This window comes from Natronomonas salina (assembly GCF_013391105.1).
In the GTDB taxonomy this organism is placed as follows: Archaea; Halobacteriota; Halobacteria; order Halobacteriales; family Haloarculaceae; genus Natronomonas; species Natronomonas salina.
Genome location: NZ_CP058335.1, coordinates 3,065,721 through 3,081,894, shown reverse-complemented (window position 1 = coordinate 3,081,894; position 16,174 = coordinate 3,065,721). Strand labels below are relative to the sequence as shown.

The window sequence follows — 16,174 nt, the reverse complement described above, 5'->3', positions numbered from 1 at the left end:
GACCGACCTTTTTCAGCGACGCGGCCCCAGCCTCTCGCATGCGAGTTCTCGTGCCGATGGACGGTTCGAAGCAGTCCTGGACGGCCTTCGACCACGCGGTCGAGATGTTCGGCGACGGGACCCTGGTCTGTCTCCGCGTCGTCGACCCGGTGCAGTCGGGCTACGGCGTCGGCAGCGGCGCGGCCGCGGCGGCCGACGAGTGGCTGGCGTCCCAGAACGAGGCCGCCGAGGAGATGTTCGACGACGTCCGCGAGCAGGCCGCCCAGGCCGGCGTTGACGTCGAGACTCACACAGAGGTCGGCCGCCCGGCGCGGACCATCGAGGAGTTCGCCGAGGAACAGGACGTAGACCACGTCGTGGTCGGCAGCCACGGCCGCGACGGCATCTCCCGCATCCTCCTCGGCAGCGTCTCGGAGAAGGTCGTCCGACGGTCGCCGGTGCCGGTGACGGTCGTGCGGTAGCGGAGAGCGGGGGAGAAACAGCACCAGAGCATCCGCGAGCGCTTCGCGCTCGCGGTTCGCCGGCGGCGAACGAAGTGAGCCGCCGGTAGCGCCCGACGACTAACGCCGAGCGTAGCGAGGCGGCTGGAGCGAGTCGCGCCTATTTACACCCGTGTTTTTGCCCGACCGAGCGGCGCGAAGCGCCGCGAGGGAGGTGCAAAAAGTGGGTGCTGAAAAGTGGGTGTTCTAGAAGATATTCGCCTGCTGGTAGACGGAGATGCCGTCGCCGGTGATCTCGTAGGGTTTGGTCTCCCGGGAATGGTTGGCGTTCCGGATCTTCTGGATCTCGACGGCCAGCCGCGTCTCGCGGAACTCCGAGCGGACGTACTGGAGGACGAAGACGCCGTCGGTGAGGTACTCGATGATGCCGTGTCTGGAGGCGTAGGGGTTGCCCTCGCTGGCCTCGCTGGTGAGCATCGTGGTGACGCCAGCCTCCTTGAGCGCACGCGTGAAGTCGAAGATCTCGGTGCGGCGCTCGGCCTGGGCGTCGTACATCATCTCGAGCAGCGAGACGGAGTCGAGGACGAGCCGGTCGGCGTCGAAGGCGTCGACGAGCCGCGGGAGGTCCCCGCGGATGGAGGTGAGGCTGTTGGCCATCTCGATGGGGTCGAGGTCGACGACGGCGAGTTCGTCGTTCTCCATGTACTCGTCGAAGGGCCAGCCCTTCTCGGTGGCGGCCTGGACGACCGCCTCCTGGCTCTCCTCGAGGGTGATGTAGACGGCCTTCTCGTCGGCCTGGATGCCGCGGTGGAGGAACTGCAGTCCGAAGGTGGTCTTCCCGGTCCCGGCGGCGCCCATGACGACCAGCAGCGCCCGCTCGGGGACGCCGCCCTGGATCATCTCGTCGAGGCCCTCGATGCCGAGGTCGATGCGGGGGATGTCGGAGTCGAACTCCTCCTCGAACCCCTCGCTGCCGCCGCCCTGGAAGGCGCTCTCGAAGTCGTCGTCGAACGCCTCGTCGCCATCGAACGGGTCGTCGTCGCCGCTCTCGAACCAGTCGTCCCCGCCGCTCATGTCCGACCCCCGTTCGAAGCGCGCATACAGCCGTGTTTACGCGGCCCGACGTTAATGTTACCCGACGAATTCAGCCGCCGAGTCCGTCCGGGTGGCTTTTTACCGCCCGGCGGCGAATCCCCGCCAGATGGACCTCGGCATCGTCGCCCAGCAGGACAACCCCCGCGCCGCCGAACTCGCCGATCGGATCCGCCGGCGCATCGACGCGACGGTCGCCCTCGACGCCTCGACCGCCGACAGCCTCGGTCGCGGCGGCCACCCGGTCGGCGACCTCGGCGACTGCGACCTCGTGGTCTCCATCGGCGGCGACGGTACCTTCCTCTTCGCGGCCCGCGAGGTGACGCCGACGCCAATCATGGGCGTCAACCTCGGGGAGGTGGGGTTCCTGAACGCCGTCTCCCCCGAGGAGGCCGTCGAGACGGTCTCCGAGGTGGTCGAGCGCTTCCGGGACGGCGAGGCGGAGTGCCAGGAACTCCCGCAGGTGCAGGCCGAGGGCGACGGCTGGTCGCTGCCCGCGGCGGTCAACGAGGTCGCCATCCTCGGTCCGCAGCGCGGGCGGAACAACGGCGTCGGCATCGAGGTCCGCGTCGACGGCGAGCTCTACTCCGGCAGCCACGCCGACGGGGTGCTGGTGTCGACGCCGACCGGGTCGACCGCCTACAACCTCAGCGAGGGCGGGCCGCTCGTCCACCCGGACGTCTCGGCGTTCCTCGTCACGGAGATGTGCGCGGAGGGTCCGATGCCGTCGCTGGCGGTGCCGACCGACGCGGAGATAACGGTCCGGATCGACGAAGCCGACCACGCGTTCGTCGTCGCCGACGGCCGGACGCGCGAGCGGGTCGACCCGCCGACCCACGTCACCGTCCGGCTTGCGGACGACCAGGTCCGCATCGCGGGGCCGAAACTGGAGTTCTTCGCGGCGCTCGGGAAGCTGGAGTAGCGGGGCCGCCCGGAACTGCTCCTTTCGAAAGTCCTAACGGCGCCGACACCCTCTGCGCCACCAATGACCAAGCAGCTGCCGGACGTCCAGGCGTCCAGTCCGGACGTGAGCGTGGGGCTCAACCGGGTGGGCGTGACCGGCGTCGAGAAGCTCGTCAAACTGCACCGCGAGGACGACCGCCCCATCGTGCTGATGGCGGAGTTCGACGTCTTCGTCGACCTCCCGTCCTGGCGGAAGGGTGCGGACATGAGCCGGAACATGGAGGTCGTCGACGAGATGCTGGAGGAGGCGGTCTCGGAGCCGGCCCTCAGCGTCGAGGAGGTCTGCGGCGACGTCGCCGAGCGGCTGCTGGAGAAACACGAGTACACGACGCAGGCGGAGGTGCAGATGGAGGCCGAGTACATGATCCGCGAGGAGACGCCGGCGACGAATCGGCCGACGCAGGCGACGGCGGACATCGTCGCCTCCGCGACCGCCCACGAGGAGGAGGGCACCCGCGAGGAGATCGGCTGCCACGTCGTCGGGATGACGGTCTGCCCCTGCTCGCAGGGGATGAGCGAGTCCCGGGCCCGCGACGTCCTGGAGGGCCTGGACGTCGACCGCGAGACCGTCGACCAGTTCCTCGAAGAGGTGCCCCAGCCGGGCCACTCACAGCGGGGCCACGCCACTCTGACCGTCGAGACGGAGGGCGAGCCGCCGGTCGACCTCAACGAACTCATCGACGTCGCGCGCGACTCGATGAGCGCGCGCATCTACAACCTCGCGAAGCGGCCGGACGAGGACCACATGACCTTCGAGAGCCACAGCGACGCGAAGTTCGTCGAGGACTGCGTCCGCGCGATGGCCGAGGGGCTCGTGGACCGCTACCCGGAGCTCCCCGACGACGCCGTCGTCTACATGGAGCAGTCCAACGACGAGTCAATCCACCAGCACAACGCCCACGCCGAGCGGGTCGCCGAGTTCGGACAGCTGAAGGGAGAGGTCGAGGGAGAGTAGCGAGGTCGCCGAAGGCGACCTCGAACGAACGGGTAGCGTAGCTGCCCGTGAGTAGCGAGGTTTCGAGCGGAGCGAGAAACCTCGAGGCAAACGGCGAGTAACGCGAGCCGTGAGCGACCCGAGGGAGCGAGAACCGCGAAACGCGAGCGGCGAATGCAACGACGCGAGCGAAGGCGACCTCGAACGAGCGGACCGGAGCTTCTCGTGAAGTAGGTGTATCGGCGCCGCTCCCCCTCGCAACCCTCACTCGTGAGCCCGGGGCAGCGAGATGGTGACGACGTTGCCGTCGCCGTCGCAGTCGAAGTCGATGTCGCCGTCCGAGAGGTCGACGACCCAGTAGACGAGCCACAGTCCCAGCCCGGTGCCGTGGTAGATCTCGTCGGACTCGTTCTTCCCGACCAGCGGCTCGAACTCGTTGCCGGGGATGGGGGGCGCGTTGTCGCGGATCTCGATCTCGACGTGGTCCGCGAACGGCCGGACCTCGATTCCGATCTCCGGGTCGGCGTCGGCGTGCTCGGCGGCGTTCTCCAGGAGCTCGTCGAGGGCCCGGCGGAACTCCGGCAGCGCGACGGCGTCGACGGCGTCCGGCCCGGTGACGGTCACCGACGCGGCCGGGTACGCCGACCGGAAGGCCTCCAGGACCCCCCCGAGCAGCGCGACGAGGTCGACCCGCTCGCGGTCGTCGATCCCGACCAGGACGTCGATGATCTCCCGCTCCTTGGCGGCGGTCTCGAGGAGCTTCTCGCCGGTCTCCAGGATGACGTTCATGCTGTCGGCGACCCCGGCGCCGGCCTGCTCCTTGGCGATCTCGGCGTGGCCCAGGATGACGTTCATGTCGTTGCGGAGGTTGTGCCGGAGGAGGTTGTCCATCACCCGGAGCTGCCGCTCGCGGCGGCGCCGGTCGGTGATGTCCCGCGAGAACCCAACGATGTGGGTGACCTCGCCGGCCTCGACGATCGGCTGGGCCTTCACCCACACCCACCGGCGGTAGTCGCGGTGCGGGTTGACCCGGTACTCGATGTCCGTGGCCTCCCCGGCGGCGTTCCGTTCCATGTACTCGCGGACCCGCTGTCGGTCGTCGGGGTGGATCGCCTCGACGAAGCTCGTCGGCTCGGCTCTGACCTCGTCGATGGACTGGCCGTAGATCCGCTCGTAGGCCTCGTTGACGAAGACCAGCTCCGACCAGTCGCCGGTGAACATCCAGAGGACGTCCGCCGCGTTGGCGGCGAGCTGCTGGAGGCGGGCCTCGGTCCTGCGTTCGCGCTCCTCGGCGCGCTTCCGGTCGGTGACGTCGCGGGAGCTGACCACGTAGCCGCCGAGGTCCGTGGCGACGTTGTTGGACATCAGACTCTCCAGCCAGACCCAGTCGCCGCCGGCCGTCCGGTGGCGGTACTCGGCGGTCTCGCTCGACGGCTCCTCGCAGTCGACGAGCCCCTGGAAGGCCCCCCGGACCCGGTCGCGGTCCGCCGGGTGCATGAACTCGAAGGTGTTCTGGCCGACGATCTCCGCGGGCGCGTAGCCGAGGAGCCGCTCGACGGCGTCGTTGGCGTACCGGTAGGTCCCCGTCTCGTCGACGACCACGAGCTTGTCCTGGGCGTGGTCGAGCAGCGCGCGCAGCTTTGCTGGGTCGTCCATGGGGACCGACGTTCCGTGGCCTACGGTACCGACCCCCATCGGTGTTACGACTGACACGAACGCCGAAACCGCGCCGTCGTCGAGCCGGCGGTCAGAAGGTGAGCTCCTCGGCCTTCTCCCAGCGCGGGTCGAACTCGGTGCGGACGCTCTGGGCGAACTCGCGGTCCTTGAGGTCGATCATCGCGAAGACCTCCTGGCTCTTCAGCGGGTGGGGGACCTCGATGACGACCTCGTTCTCGTCGATGAGCGTGAACGTCCCGGAGACGTTCTCGCTGGTCCGGACCGAGAACTGGTCGTGCTCCATCAGCGAGCCGCGGTAGCGGTCGCCGATCGACTCCGGGAGGATGGGGACGAGGTCGGGCCGCATGAGGAGCTGGACCTCGACGCCGCGTTCGAGGGCCTCGCTGAGTTCGTCGAGGATGATGGTCCCGACCGTGTCGATGTCGAAGAACTGCTCGGTGTAGGTCGACAGCACCATGACGACCCGGGAGTCGGCGGCGGAGAGCCGCTCGACGAGCAGGTCGACGGTCTCGTCGGGGCCGACCGACGCCGTCCAGAAGGTCTCCTCGACGGGTTCGGCGGTCTCCAGTTCGCCGGTGAGGTCGTCGACGATCTCCTCGTACTGGTTGGCCTTCTCCTCGAGCTCCCGCTTCTTGTCGTCGAGGAGCCGGTCGAGGGCGGTCGTGGGTTCGACCGCGACGTACTTCTTCGGCCGCGAGGCCGACTGCGAGCGAACGAGGTTGTACTGCTCGATGCTGTTGAGCACGTCGTAGATCCGGCCCATCGGCACGTCGCTGACCCGGGACAACTCCTTGGCCGTTGTGGGTCCCGTCTTCAGGAGGGCTCGGTACGCTCGGGCCTCGTACTCGGAGAGGCCGAGGTCTCTGAGACTCGCCATTGGTAGAGGTTCCGCTCCGGGGGGTTATAAACACACCGCAAGTTTAGGCAATGTTAGAGTTGTTGACGCCGCGCCGTTCGCCAGGAGTGGCCGACGCTACGGCAGTCCCGGGGGTCGAACCGGGTCAGGGCGCGGGCCCGTCGGCTGCACGCTCGAGCAGTTCGTCGGGCGTCGACGCGGGGTCGGACGTCGAGCCGGCGCGGACGACGACGGCGTCCTCGCGGTCCTCGGGGACGACGACCTTCTCGTGGTCGGCGATCCGGAGGGCCGCCCGGTGGAGGTCCGTTCCGGCAGCCGGCGTCCGGACGACGAGCGGGTCGTAGTGGGCGCGGGCGCAGGCCGCCGCGTAGCCGGCGACCTCGACGCCCATCCGCTCGTGGGCGCCCGCGAACGCGGCCAGCGCGTCGGTCGCCGTCTCGCGGTAGCGCGCCTCGCCGGTGAGCGCCCAGAGGTCCAGCAGCGCGTCGGCCATCTCGGCGTTGGTGTCGAGCGGCCGGAGCGGCCGGTCGAGGAGCCCGGCGCCCGTCGGTTCGCCGTCCAGGAACGCGCCGTCGGCCGCGAGCAGCCGGTCGACCGCGTCGTCGGCGACCTCGCGGGCGGGCGCTATCCAGCCGTCGGGGCCGGTGACCTGCGCGGCGGCGGTGAGCCCCGAGAGGAGCCGGGCGTGGTCGACGAGCAGGCCGGTCTCGCTGTCCGGCTCGTCGTAGTGGACGACGCGGCCGTCGTCGACGAGCGTCTCCAGGACGTACTCGAGGGCCCGCTCGGCGTACCGCTCGGCGCCGTCGGCGTCGGTGACGGCGGCGTAGCGGAACAGCGCCTCGGCGGCCAGCCCGTTCTTGTCGGCGAAGACGGTCCCGTCGACGCTCGGCGGGTCGGCATCCTCGCGCTCGGTCGGCTCCAGGAGGAAGTAGTCGCTGGCCGCCTGGCTCGCGCCGAAGGCCTCGCCCGTCCAGACGGTGGTCGTCAGGTAGTCGACGGTCCCCTCGGCGGTGTTCCGGTAGGCGTCGTTGCCGGTGTAGAGGTAGCCGTTCGAGAACGTCCTGACGAGCGCGGCGTTCTCGTCGGTCAGCTTCTCGCGGTGGGGCTCCCCCCAGCTGCGGTTCTCGGCGAAGCGGTAGAAGCCGCCGTCGTAGGTGTCGTAGAGGTGCGTCTGGATCGCCTCGAGGGTCCGGGTCGCGCGGTCGCGGTCGCGCTTGAGCGCGAACTCGACGGTCCGGGCCATCGGGAACTTCGCTCCGGTGCCCCAGCCGCCGAACTCGTCGTCGAAGGCGGCGGCGACCTGCTCGACCATGTGGGCCTCGATGGCGGCGTCGACCTCGCCGCTCGGCAGGTCGCCCTCGTCGAGGGCCCGCGGCACCCGCCCGGCCGAGGCGCCCTTCGCGTCCCAGGAGCGCCGGACGCCGTCGAGGACCTGCCGGAGGCCGTCCGGCCCGAGGTAGGTCGCCCCCGAGAGCACCTCGCCGCCCGGCGTCAGGAACACCGTCGTCGGGAAGCCGCCCATGTTGTACCGCTCGCGGACGCGGGGGTGGCGGTCGACGTCGACGCGGACGGGGACGAAGCTCTCGCCGACGTGGGCGGCGAGTTTCGGGTCGGAGTACGACTCCTCGTCCATCGTCTCGCACCACTCACACCACGGCGCCGTCAGCGAGCAGAGCACGGGCTTGCCGGTCCGGTCGGCGACGTCGAAGGCCTCCTGGCCCCACTCCCGCCAGTCCACCAGCGTCCCGTCTCGGAAGGTCATACCGTCGCTTCCCGCGGGACGAGGGAAAGCGCTTCGAAGTGGGCGCCGGCCGCCTCGGCCGCCGACGATAAAGTCACAGAAATGTACGGCGAACGGACTAAGGAACGAAACCGCGAGGTGAGCGTATGCCCTCCAGTCGACGCCGGGACCCACGGATACGGGCCGCGAGCGCTGCGGTGGTACTCGGCCTGCTGCTCGCCGCCGTCGCCTTCGCCGGGGCCGTGCTGGCGGACGACCACACCCGGGCAGAAGCACCGCACTACGAACACGACGAGACGGGGAACGCGACCTTCGAGTTCCTCGAACAGGAGGACCACTCCCCGGGCGCGGAGAACGTCAGCGTCCGGTACACGCTGAAGGGCGGCGAGGCCTTCGACGACGTCGGCGCCTCGGACGGCATCGCCGTCGACCGGTTCGTCGTCGAGACAGACGCGGTCGACCACAGCGACTGCGCGGCGCACAACATCGCGGCGTTCGGCGTCGACCGCGGCGACGACGGGTCCAGCGGCGGCTACGACGTGGACCTGCTGAAGCACACCGGCTCCGCGACCTTCACGGAGGCCGGCGTCGCCTTCGAGTTCTACGACTACGAGGACCTCGGAGGAGACCCGCCCGTCGTGGCGGCGGACGACCGGATCGTCCTCGAGTTGAGCGACGAGTCGTCGGGCGGCGGCTGCGCCGACACGACCGGGGAGATCGGATTCTACAACGCGAACGCGTTCCTCAACGGGACGGGGCCCCGCGAGGCCGACCGGGACGACGAGACCTACGGCTTCACCGTCGAGAGCGAGTACACCTACGTCTGCGAGTGCGAGGACGAGGAGGAGGCCAGAGAGCGGATCGGACCGCCGCCGGCGCCGGGCACCCAGACGGAGACGCCGTCGGAGACCGCCACTGCGACGGCCACGCCGACGTCGACCCAGACGGGGACCGAGCAGCCGAAGACGCCCACGCCGGGCGGGGAGCCGATCTTGACCGCGACGCTGAACGAGACCGTCGGCAACACCGGCGTCACGGCGAACGCCTCCGTCGGCGAGGACGGCGTCTCCGCGGACGTGTCGCTGAACGAGAACGGGGCCGGCGCCGAGGACGGGCGGGCGGTGGACCCGCCGTCGCCGACACCAGCGGAGGGTCCGGGCTTCGGGGCCGGCGTCGCGGTCGCGACGCTGCTCGGGAGTTCGTTACTGGCGCGTCGTCGACTCGGCTGAGGAAGCGGGGTCGGTGGGGCTCTACTCGTCCTCGAGGACGAGGATGCGGAGGATGTCCCCGTAGGCGGGCCGGGTGATGAGGACGCCGATGAGGACGCCGACGATGGTGACGATGGCGAACCCGCGGAGTTCGCCCAGCGACAGCACCGCCAGCGGCGACATGGCGATGATCGTCGTCGCGGCGGCGGCGCCGATCACCCAGAACGCCTTCCGGAACCGCGACTCGAACACCCGGGAGGTCTTCACCTCGCCCTGCTGCATGATCTCGTCGGCGATTATCACGAGGTCGTCGACCCCGGTACCGATGACGGCGATGAAGCCCGCGATGTGCGAGAGGTCCAGCGGCAGGCTGACGGCGGCGGCGAACCCGAGCAGGATGAACACCTCCGCGCCGGCGGTGAGCGTCATCGGCAGGGCGACCTCCGGTCGGCGGTAGCGGAGGAAGACCATCATCGCGACCGCGAGGACGGCGACGGCCCCGGTCGCCAGCGAGAGCGGCTTGAACCGCTCGGCGAGGCTCGGCTGGAGGTAGAACTCCGTCCCGCGGTTCTCGATGTCCAGCGTCGTCGGGAGCGCGCCGGTCCGCATGTCGAGTTCGAGCTGCCGGGCGGTCTCGAGGTCTGGCGTGTTCGTCTGGTAGCGGGGGTTCTCGTCGAAGCTGCCGTCGCGGAACGACGAGGAGAGGCTCGGAGCGATGCCCGATCCGTAGACGACCTCCCCGTCGACGACGGTCAGCAGACAGCGGTTCTCCTGGCCGGACTCGTTCATCCGCTGGATGTTCTCCTGCAGCGACTGGTCCTGGTAGTTGTAGTTACAGTTCGTCCCGCCCTGCTGGTCGAAGCCGTAGTCGCGCATCGCCTGGCCGAACCGGGGGCCGGCCTCCTGGGTGAGCGTGACCGGGACGAACGTCTGGCCGCTGTCCTGGGTCGCGCCGCCGATGTTCGCGAAGTCGCCCTGGTCGATGAGCGACTCGGTGCGGTACTCGCCGGTCTCGGGGTCGGGGAACAGCGCCACCGTCTCGACCTGCCCGCGGTCGGTGATCCGCTCTCTGACCGCCGTCCGGTTGGCGCCGGGCACCTCGACGACCATCAGGTGCTGGGAGCCGGGCTGGGCGACCTGGCTCACCTCGCCGCCGGGGAGGCCGCCCTCGCTGATCTTCCTGGTGAGCCGCTCCTCGGCGGTGTCCCGCGTCTGGCTGGTGACGCCCATCCGGACGTCGTCGGTGCTGACGGAGTAGCCGGCCTCCTGGAGCGCCGCCGCGAACGCCTGGAACGCCTCGTCCTGGCTCTGCCAGTCGTCGTTGACGTAGTGGTCGGTGTAGATCTCGACGGCGCCCTCCTCGGCGTCGGCGTCCACGTCCGCGGCGCCCAGGTCGAGTTCGCTCTGGAGCGTCTGTTCGGTCGCCCCGGGGTCGTCTATCTCGAGTCCGGTGACGGTCATGCCGATCAGCGGCGCTCTGACCTGGGTCCCGCCGGAGAGGTCGAGGCCGAACCGGAGGTTCGTGTACTGCGAGGAGGTCCCCTGCGGGGAGTCGGTCCCGTTCGTCTCGTTCAGGTCGCCCCCGCCGGCGCCGCCCGTGGGGGCGAAGACGGCGACGGAGCTGAGGACGACGAAGAGAACGAGCAGCCAGATGCGCCAGTGCTTCTTCAGCTGGAGTTTCATTGTGCGATCGCCTCGTACTTGTAGTAGCGGAGCAGGCTCACGTTGAGCAGGTAGGTGTTCATCAGGTCGGCCAGCAGGCCGAAGACGAGCACGATGCCCACGGCCGGCAGCAGCGGGATGCCGAGGGCCCGGGCGACGACGGTCATCACGACCATCGCGGCGATAGACGTGATCGTCATCGTCACCCCGGTGCGCATCGCGCGGGTCGTCGAGGTGTAGAAGTCGCCGTGCCGCCGGAGGACGTGGTTGTTCAACAGCAGGTCGGAGTCCACCGAGTACCCGATGAGCATCAGCAGCGCCGCGACGGTCCCGAGCGTCAGCTCGATGTTGAACAGCCGCATCAGCGCCAGCGGGATGACGATGTCGGAGAACGCCGACGCCACGACGGCGATCGAGGGGATGAACGTCCGGAACATGAGGAACACGAGGATCGCCATCCCGGCGAAGGCGATGAGCAGTCCGAACAGCGCCTGCGTCTGCGTGTCGCCGGCGAAGCTCGGGCTCCGTTCGCCCTCCTGCTGGATCTCGTAGCCCGCGTCCTCGGCCTGCGAGACCAGCGAGTTCAGGTCGTCGTAGTCCTCCGCCCTGAACTCGACGAGGTAGGTGTCGCTGGTCGGCGAGCCGACCTGCGTGACCGACGCGACCGGGGCGTCGAACTCGGATCTGATCTCCTCCGGCGAGTCGGACGTCTGTATCTGTAGCTCCGCACCGCCCGTGAACTCCATCCCGAGGTCGACCGGCGAGCCGGTCAGCACCGTCGCGACGGCGAGGATGCCCAGCGCCAGCGTGAGCAGCCCCAGCGGGATCGCCACCAGCTCGCGGTTGGTGTAGTCGGAGTAGTCGACCTCCGGTACCGACAGTTCCATGACAGGCGGTGTGCGGCCCCCGCGAATAAGGGTTGTCGTTCGGCCGTCGAAAAGGGCCACTCGGCGGCGCCGCGACGACGGGAGGGGTCGAACGCTCCGGGCCTCGACCGGACGTGTGTCAAGAGACACGACTATCATCCGGCGGCTCCCACGACCCGGCTATGTCGACGCCGACGCTCGAGCGCATCGTCGTCTACCCGGTCAAGTCCCTGGACCCCCACGACACCCTCGAACGCGTCGAGGTGCGCCCCGACGGGGGGCTCACCTACGACCGCACGTTCGCGATGGTCGACGCCGACGGCGACTACGTCAACGGGAAGAACGACCGCCGGGTCCACCGGCTGCGGTCGTGGTTCGACCCGAAGGCCGGGCGGCTCACGTTCCGACCGGCCGACGGCGAGCCGGCCGCGTTCGACGTCGAGGACCGCGAGGCCATCGAGGCGTGGCTCGCCGACCACTTCGACGAACCCGTGACGCTCCGGTACGACGAGACGGGCGGCTTCCCGGACGACACGCTCGCCTCGGGGCCGACGGTCATCTCGGAGGCCACCCTGGAGGCGGTCGCCGGCTGGTTCGACGGGATCGACGCCGCGGAGATGGAGCGGCGGCTCCGCCCGAACCTCGTCGTCTCCGGCGTCGAGGCGTTCTGGGAGGACCGCCTCTACGAGGACGAGGAGACGGCCGTCGCGTTCCGGGTCGGCGACGCCGAGTTCCTGGGGTCGAACCCCTGCCAGCGCTGCGTCGTCCCGACGAGAGACCCCGACACCGGCGCGGAGACGCCCGGCTTCCGGGAGACGTTCGTCCGGAAGCGCGAGGAGACGCTCCCGGAGTGGGCGTCCGAGGACTGGTTCGACCACTACTTCCGGCTGATGGTCAACACGTTCGTCCCCGAGGCGACGGTCGGAGCGGAACTCCGAGTCGGCGACGAACTGGAGATACTGGGCGAACGACCCTACCCAGCCTGAGGGCCGTTCTCACTTCTGGCTCCGACCTCTCCCCCATTCTGTCCGCCGACTAACAACTATATCACGAACGTTTATTGGAAATAAGGACGCACTGGTTGTGGGGAGCTACCATGCCACACAGATCGGAACTGGAGGAGATGTACCGCGACGTGGTGACCGCCCGGCACTACGAGGAGCGGTTACAGGAGGAGTACCTGGAGGGGAAACAGCCGAAGTTCGACATCTCGGCCGGGCCGATCCCGGGCGAGTTGCACCTCGCGGCGGGCCACGAACCGGCCGCCGTCGGGGTCTGCCAGCACCTGACCGACGACGACACCGTGACGGCGCCCCACCGGCCGCACCACGTCGCCATCGCGAAGGGCGTCGACCTGAAGCGGATGACCGCCGAGATATTCGGTCGGCGGACCGGGCTCTCGAAGGGGAAAGGTGGCCACATGCACCTGTTCGACCCCGACGTGAACTTCGCCTGCAGCGGCATCATCGCGCAGGGCTGTCCGCCCGCCGTCGGCGCGGCGATGGCCGCGAAGAAGCGCAACTCGGACGCGGTCGCCGTCAGCTACGTCGGCGAGGGGGCGATCAGCCAGGGCGGGTTCCTCGAGTCGCTCAACCTCGCGTCGGTCCGGGACCTGCCCGTCGTCTTCGTCGTCGAGGACAACGACTGGGCCATCAGCATGCCGAAAGAGCGGGTGACGGACGTCGCCGACGGGTCGAAGCGGGCACAGGGGTTCGACCTGCCGGGCGAGCGTGTAGACCACAACGACCCGATCGCCGTCTACGAGGCGGCGGAACGGGCGGTCGGTCGCGCCCGCGCCGGCAACGGCCCGACGCTGATCGAGGTGCAGGTCCACCGTCGGATGGGCCACTTCATGGGCGACGCCCAGGAGTACCGCTCCGACGAGGAGGTCGAGAAACTGGACCGGCTCGACCCCATCCCGAAACTGGAGGCCCGACTCGGCAGGGAGGGGCTGTCGGACGAGCGGATCGAGGAGCTCCGAGAGGCGGCCACGCGACGCGTCGAGGACGCGATCGAGTGGGCCAAGGAGCAGCCGCAGCCGGACCCGGCGGAGGCCTACGACGATGTGTTCGTCGACCCGCCTGCGAGTACGACCGCCGCGGAGGCCGGAGGTGACGACTGATGGCGAAAGCGACCGAGCCCGAGGGCACGCAGCGCGAACTGACGATGAGCCGCGCGATGGTCGAGGCCATCGCCGCGGAGATGCGCGACGACGAGGACGTCTTCGTGATGGGCGAGGACGTCGCCGACTACGGCGGCATCTTCGACTCCACGGAGGGGCTTCTCGACGAGTTCGGCCGCGAGCGCGTCATGGACGTCCCGATAAGCGAGACGTCCTTCGTCGGCGCCGGGGTCGGGGCAGCCCAGGCCGGGATGCGCCCGATTGTCGAGCTGATGTTCGCGGATTTCTTCGGGGTCTGCATGGACCAGATATACAACCAGATGGCGAAGAACACCTACATGTCGGGCGGGTCGGTGAACGTCCCGATGGTCCTCATGACGGCCGTCGGCGGCGGGTACAACGACGCCGCCCAGCACTCTCAGACGCTGTACGGGACCTTCGCCCACCTGCCCGGGATGAAGGTCGTCGTACCGAGCACGGCCCGCGACGCCAAGGGGCTCATGCACACCGCCATCCGCGACGACGACCCCGTCGTCTACATGTTCCACAAGCGGCTGATGGGCATCGGCTGGATGCCGGCCCCGGACGGCCCGAAGACCGGCGTCCCCGACGACGACTACACCGTCCCCTTCGGCGAGGCCGACGTGAAGCGTGAGGGCTCCGACGTCACCGTCGTCACGCTCGGGCTCCACGTCCACCGGGCGATGGCGGCCGCGGAGTCGCTGGCCGACGACGGCGTCGACGCCGAGGTCGTCGACCTCCGGACGCTCGTCCCGCTCGACGCCGAGACGGTCCTCGAGTCCGTGCGGAAGACCGGCCGCCTCGTCGTCGTCGACGAGGACTACCGCTCGTACGGGGTCACCGGCGAGATCGTCGCGCGCGTCGCGGAGACCGACCTCGGGGCCCTGGAGGCCGTCGAACGGGTCGCCCTGCCGGACGTCCCCATCCCCTACGCGCGCCCGCTCGAGAACGAGGTCCTCCCCGACGCCGGGGATGTCGAGACGGCGATCCGGAACGCCGTCGAATGAGCGGCGACCGGGTCGCGGTCGGGACCGATGACCCCTGGCCCGAGGACGCCGACGAGGAGGAGGGCTTCGTCGCCAACTGGTTCGTCCGGGAGGGCGCGACCGTCGAGGCCGGCGACGTCCTCTGTGAGATCCAGGTCGAGAAGGTGAGCGTCGACGTGCTCGCCCCGGTCGACGGTGAACTCGTCGAGGTGGTCCTCGGGGAGGACGCGGAGTTCCGCCGTGGCGAGACCCTGGCCTACATCCGGCCGACCTAGGGCAGGTACCGGACGCTGACGACGCCGTCGGCGCTCCGGACCTCGACGCGCTCCACGCCCATCTGGGCCGCCCGCACCAGCGTCGCCTCGTCCTCGAGGACGTCCGCGACGGCCGCCTCGGTCTGGTCCTCCGGGACCGTCAGCACGTGCAGTTCGCCGGTGCCGGCCCGCTCCCGGGTCGTCAGTTCGCCGGCCGGCTGGTCGGCGGCGATCTCCCGCTCCTGTGCGGTCGGCGGCTCGGGGCTCTCCTCGACGCTGAGGCTCCGGCGGTCCGCGACGTTGACCAGCCGGTAGGTCACCTCCATCGGCGGCTCCGGCTCCACGGTCCCCTCGACGAGGTCGTGGACCTCGACGCCGGGGTTCTCCGCGAGCGTGTGCACCTGTCCGCTGTCGACGTCCTTCAGCACCGCCGAGTCGTCGTCGACGTGGGTCACGAGGAAGCGACCCTCCTGTCCGGTCATGGTCGAGTGATGGCGCTTGGCGCCCTTCCGCGTTTCGCAGTCGGGAGCGGTCGGCGAGTCACGGGGGTATTAGTCGCGGGCGCGCCAGGGTCGCGTATGACCGAGCCGACGGAGGACGCGGCGACCGGGGACGGGAACGGGGACGCCGACGAGGGACCGTCCACCACTCAGTTCGTCGCCCCCATCGCCGGCCTGCTCTCGATCGTCTTCGCCGTGATGGCGGGGGCCAGCCTCCAGTATGCGCTGTCCGGTCCGACCGAGTTGCTGCTCGTACCGGCCGGCCTCGCCGCGGCCAGCGTAGGTGCGCTCTACCTGAAGCGGAAGGTCCAGTCGCCGTCGGGCGACGCCGACGCCTGACCGGTCACCGGAACCGGCGGTGGACGAGGTAGACGAGGACGGCGCCGGCCAGCGGGATGGTCCACGAGAGGGCCTCCGGCATCGCGTAGAGCGCCTCGACGACCGGCCTCGAGGGTCCGGTCACGTCGCTCCGGAACTCCGGCGGTGTCGAGGCGACCCCGCCGAGGAACACCGTGAAGACGTAGAAGACACCGGCGACGGCCAGAGCAGCGTCGTAGTTAGTGTCGCTCCCTTCCCGACGGTGCCGACGGGCGACGAAGAGGATCGGAGCCACGATGGGCGCCACGACGAGGAACCCGAACACGACGAAGATCGACCGGACGAAGGTGATGGTCCCGCCCTGGAGCGTGGCCGTCGAGGCGATGGCTCTAATCAGTGCTAGAAGGAAGAAGACAGCCAGAACGGCCGCCAGCAGGCCGCCGACGAGCGCGTACGCCCGGAACAGCAGCGAGTCGCTGCGCCGGAAGGCGTAGGGGAACGCCCCGATCAGCCCCGAGTACTCGTCGCTCATGG

General features: G+C 69.7%; 17 protein-coding genes. 9 read left to right on the top strand and 8 right to left on the bottom strand.

The annotated features are described in order from the left end of the window. Window positions 1–38: 38 nt before the first annotated feature. Window positions 39–461, top strand: a complete 423-nt coding sequence (locus tag HWV07_RS15925) for a universal stress protein (RefSeq protein ID WP_178335257.1) — start codon at window positions 39–41, stop codon at window positions 459–461. 225 nt (window positions 462–686) lie between these two features. Here HWV07_RS15925 and HWV07_RS15920 read toward each other — a convergent pair whose 3' ends face one another. Beyond that, window positions 687–1,514: a KaiC domain-containing protein gene (locus tag HWV07_RS15920; protein ID WP_178335256.1), complete on the bottom strand. Its 828-nt coding sequence runs from the start codon at window positions 1,512–1,514 to the stop codon at window positions 687–689. A gap of 127 nt (window positions 1,515–1,641) precedes the next feature. On the opposite strand from HWV07_RS15920, the gene HWV07_RS15915 reads away from it, so the two are divergent. Further along, entirely contained in the window at window positions 1,642–2,454 is an 813-nt protein-coding gene (locus tag HWV07_RS15915; RefSeq protein ID WP_178335255.1) for an NAD(+)/NADH kinase, read from the top strand. A gap of 63 nt (window positions 2,455–2,517) precedes the next feature. Then, window positions 2,518–3,450: a GTP cyclohydrolase MptA gene (gene mptA / locus HWV07_RS15910; protein ID WP_178335254.1), complete on the top strand. Its 933-nt coding sequence runs from the start codon at window positions 2,518–2,520 to the stop codon at window positions 3,448–3,450. Between the two features lie 243 nt (window positions 3,451–3,693). On the opposite strand, the gene HWV07_RS15905 is transcribed toward mptA, so the two are convergent. The 3 genes from HWV07_RS15905 to HWV07_RS15895 form a co-directional block, all read right to left on the bottom strand. Then, window positions 3,694–5,085: a PAS domain-containing sensor histidine kinase gene (locus tag HWV07_RS15905; RefSeq protein WP_178335253.1), complete on the bottom strand. Its 1,392-nt coding sequence runs from the start codon at window positions 5,083–5,085 to the stop codon at window positions 3,694–3,696. Window positions 5,086–5,176: 91 nt separating this feature from the next. After that, window positions 5,177–5,983, bottom strand: coding sequence for a TrmB family transcriptional regulator (locus tag HWV07_RS15900; RefSeq protein WP_178335252.1), 807 nt, complete (start codon window positions 5,981–5,983; stop codon window positions 5,177–5,179). Between the two features lie 124 nt (window positions 5,984–6,107). Beyond that, window positions 6,108–7,724 (bottom strand): DUF255 domain-containing protein, encoded by a 1,617-nt coding sequence (locus HWV07_RS15895; protein WP_178335251.1) that lies wholly within the window; start codon window positions 7,722–7,724, stop codon window positions 6,108–6,110. Between the two features lie 125 nt (window positions 7,725–7,849). On the opposite strand from HWV07_RS15895, the gene HWV07_RS15890 reads away from it, so the two are divergent. Next, entirely contained in the window at window positions 7,850–8,932 is a 1,083-nt protein-coding gene (locus tag HWV07_RS15890; protein ID WP_178335250.1) for a PGF-CTERM sorting domain-containing protein, read from the top strand. Window positions 8,933–8,953: 21 nt separating this feature from the next. On the opposite strand, the gene HWV07_RS15885 is transcribed toward HWV07_RS15890, so the two are convergent. Both HWV07_RS15885 and secF read right to left on the bottom strand, forming a co-directional pair. Beyond that, window positions 8,954–10,594 carry a preprotein translocase subunit SecD gene (locus HWV07_RS15885; RefSeq protein WP_178335249.1) on the bottom strand — a complete coding sequence of 547 codons (1,641 nt, stop codon included), beginning with the start codon at window positions 10,592–10,594 and terminating at the stop codon, window positions 8,954–8,956. After that, entirely contained in the window at window positions 10,591–11,460 is an 870-nt protein-coding gene (gene secF / locus HWV07_RS15880; protein WP_178335248.1) for a protein translocase subunit SecF, read from the bottom strand. Before secF ends, HWV07_RS15885 begins: the two co-directional genes overlap by 4 nt. A gap of 161 nt (window positions 11,461–11,621) precedes the next feature. On the opposite strand from secF, the gene HWV07_RS15875 reads away from it, so the two are divergent. The 4 genes from HWV07_RS15875 (at window position 11,622) to HWV07_RS15860 (ending at window position 14,843) form a co-directional block, all read left to right on the top strand. After that, the gene (locus HWV07_RS15875) at window positions 11,622–12,425 is read left to right on the top strand and encodes an MOSC domain-containing protein (RefSeq protein ID WP_178335247.1); all 804 of its coding nucleotides are present in this window, start codon (window positions 11,622–11,624) and stop codon (window positions 12,423–12,425) included. Window positions 12,426–12,562: 137 nt separating this feature from the next. Further along, entirely contained in the window at window positions 12,563–13,561 is a 999-nt protein-coding gene (locus HWV07_RS15870) for a thiamine pyrophosphate-dependent dehydrogenase E1 component subunit alpha (protein WP_178336084.1), read from the top strand. Further along, the gene (locus HWV07_RS15865) at window positions 13,561–14,589 is read left to right on the top strand and encodes an alpha-ketoacid dehydrogenase subunit beta (protein WP_178335246.1); all 1,029 of its coding nucleotides are present in this window, start codon (window positions 13,561–13,563) and stop codon (window positions 14,587–14,589) included. Before HWV07_RS15870 ends, HWV07_RS15865 begins: the two co-directional genes overlap by 1 nt. Next, on the top strand, window positions 14,586–14,843 hold the full coding sequence (locus tag HWV07_RS15860) for a lipoyl domain-containing protein (protein WP_178335245.1): 258 nt from the start codon (window positions 14,586–14,588) through the stop codon (window positions 14,841–14,843). The genes HWV07_RS15865 and HWV07_RS15860 overlap by 4 nt, the downstream gene beginning before the upstream one ends. Here HWV07_RS15860 and HWV07_RS15855 read toward each other — a convergent pair. Further along, window positions 14,840–15,304, bottom strand: a complete 465-nt coding sequence (locus tag HWV07_RS15855) for a DUF5812 family protein (RefSeq protein ID WP_178335244.1) — start codon at window positions 15,302–15,304, stop codon at window positions 14,840–14,842. The two genes, HWV07_RS15860 and HWV07_RS15855, sit on opposite strands and share 4 nt — an antisense overlap. Window positions 15,305–15,400: 96 nt before the next feature. On the opposite strand from HWV07_RS15855, the gene HWV07_RS15850 reads away from it, so the two are divergent. After that, window positions 15,401–15,661 (top strand): hypothetical protein, encoded by a 261-nt coding sequence (locus HWV07_RS15850; RefSeq protein WP_178332319.1) that lies wholly within the window; start codon window positions 15,401–15,403, stop codon window positions 15,659–15,661. A 4-nt stretch (window positions 15,662–15,665) separates the two neighbouring features. On the opposite strand, the gene HWV07_RS15845 is transcribed toward HWV07_RS15850, so the two are convergent. After that, window positions 15,666–16,172: a DUF8056 family protein gene (locus tag HWV07_RS15845; RefSeq protein WP_178335243.1), complete on the bottom strand. Its 507-nt coding sequence runs from the start codon at window positions 16,170–16,172 to the stop codon at window positions 15,666–15,668. Window positions 16,173–16,174: the final 2 nt, after the last annotated feature.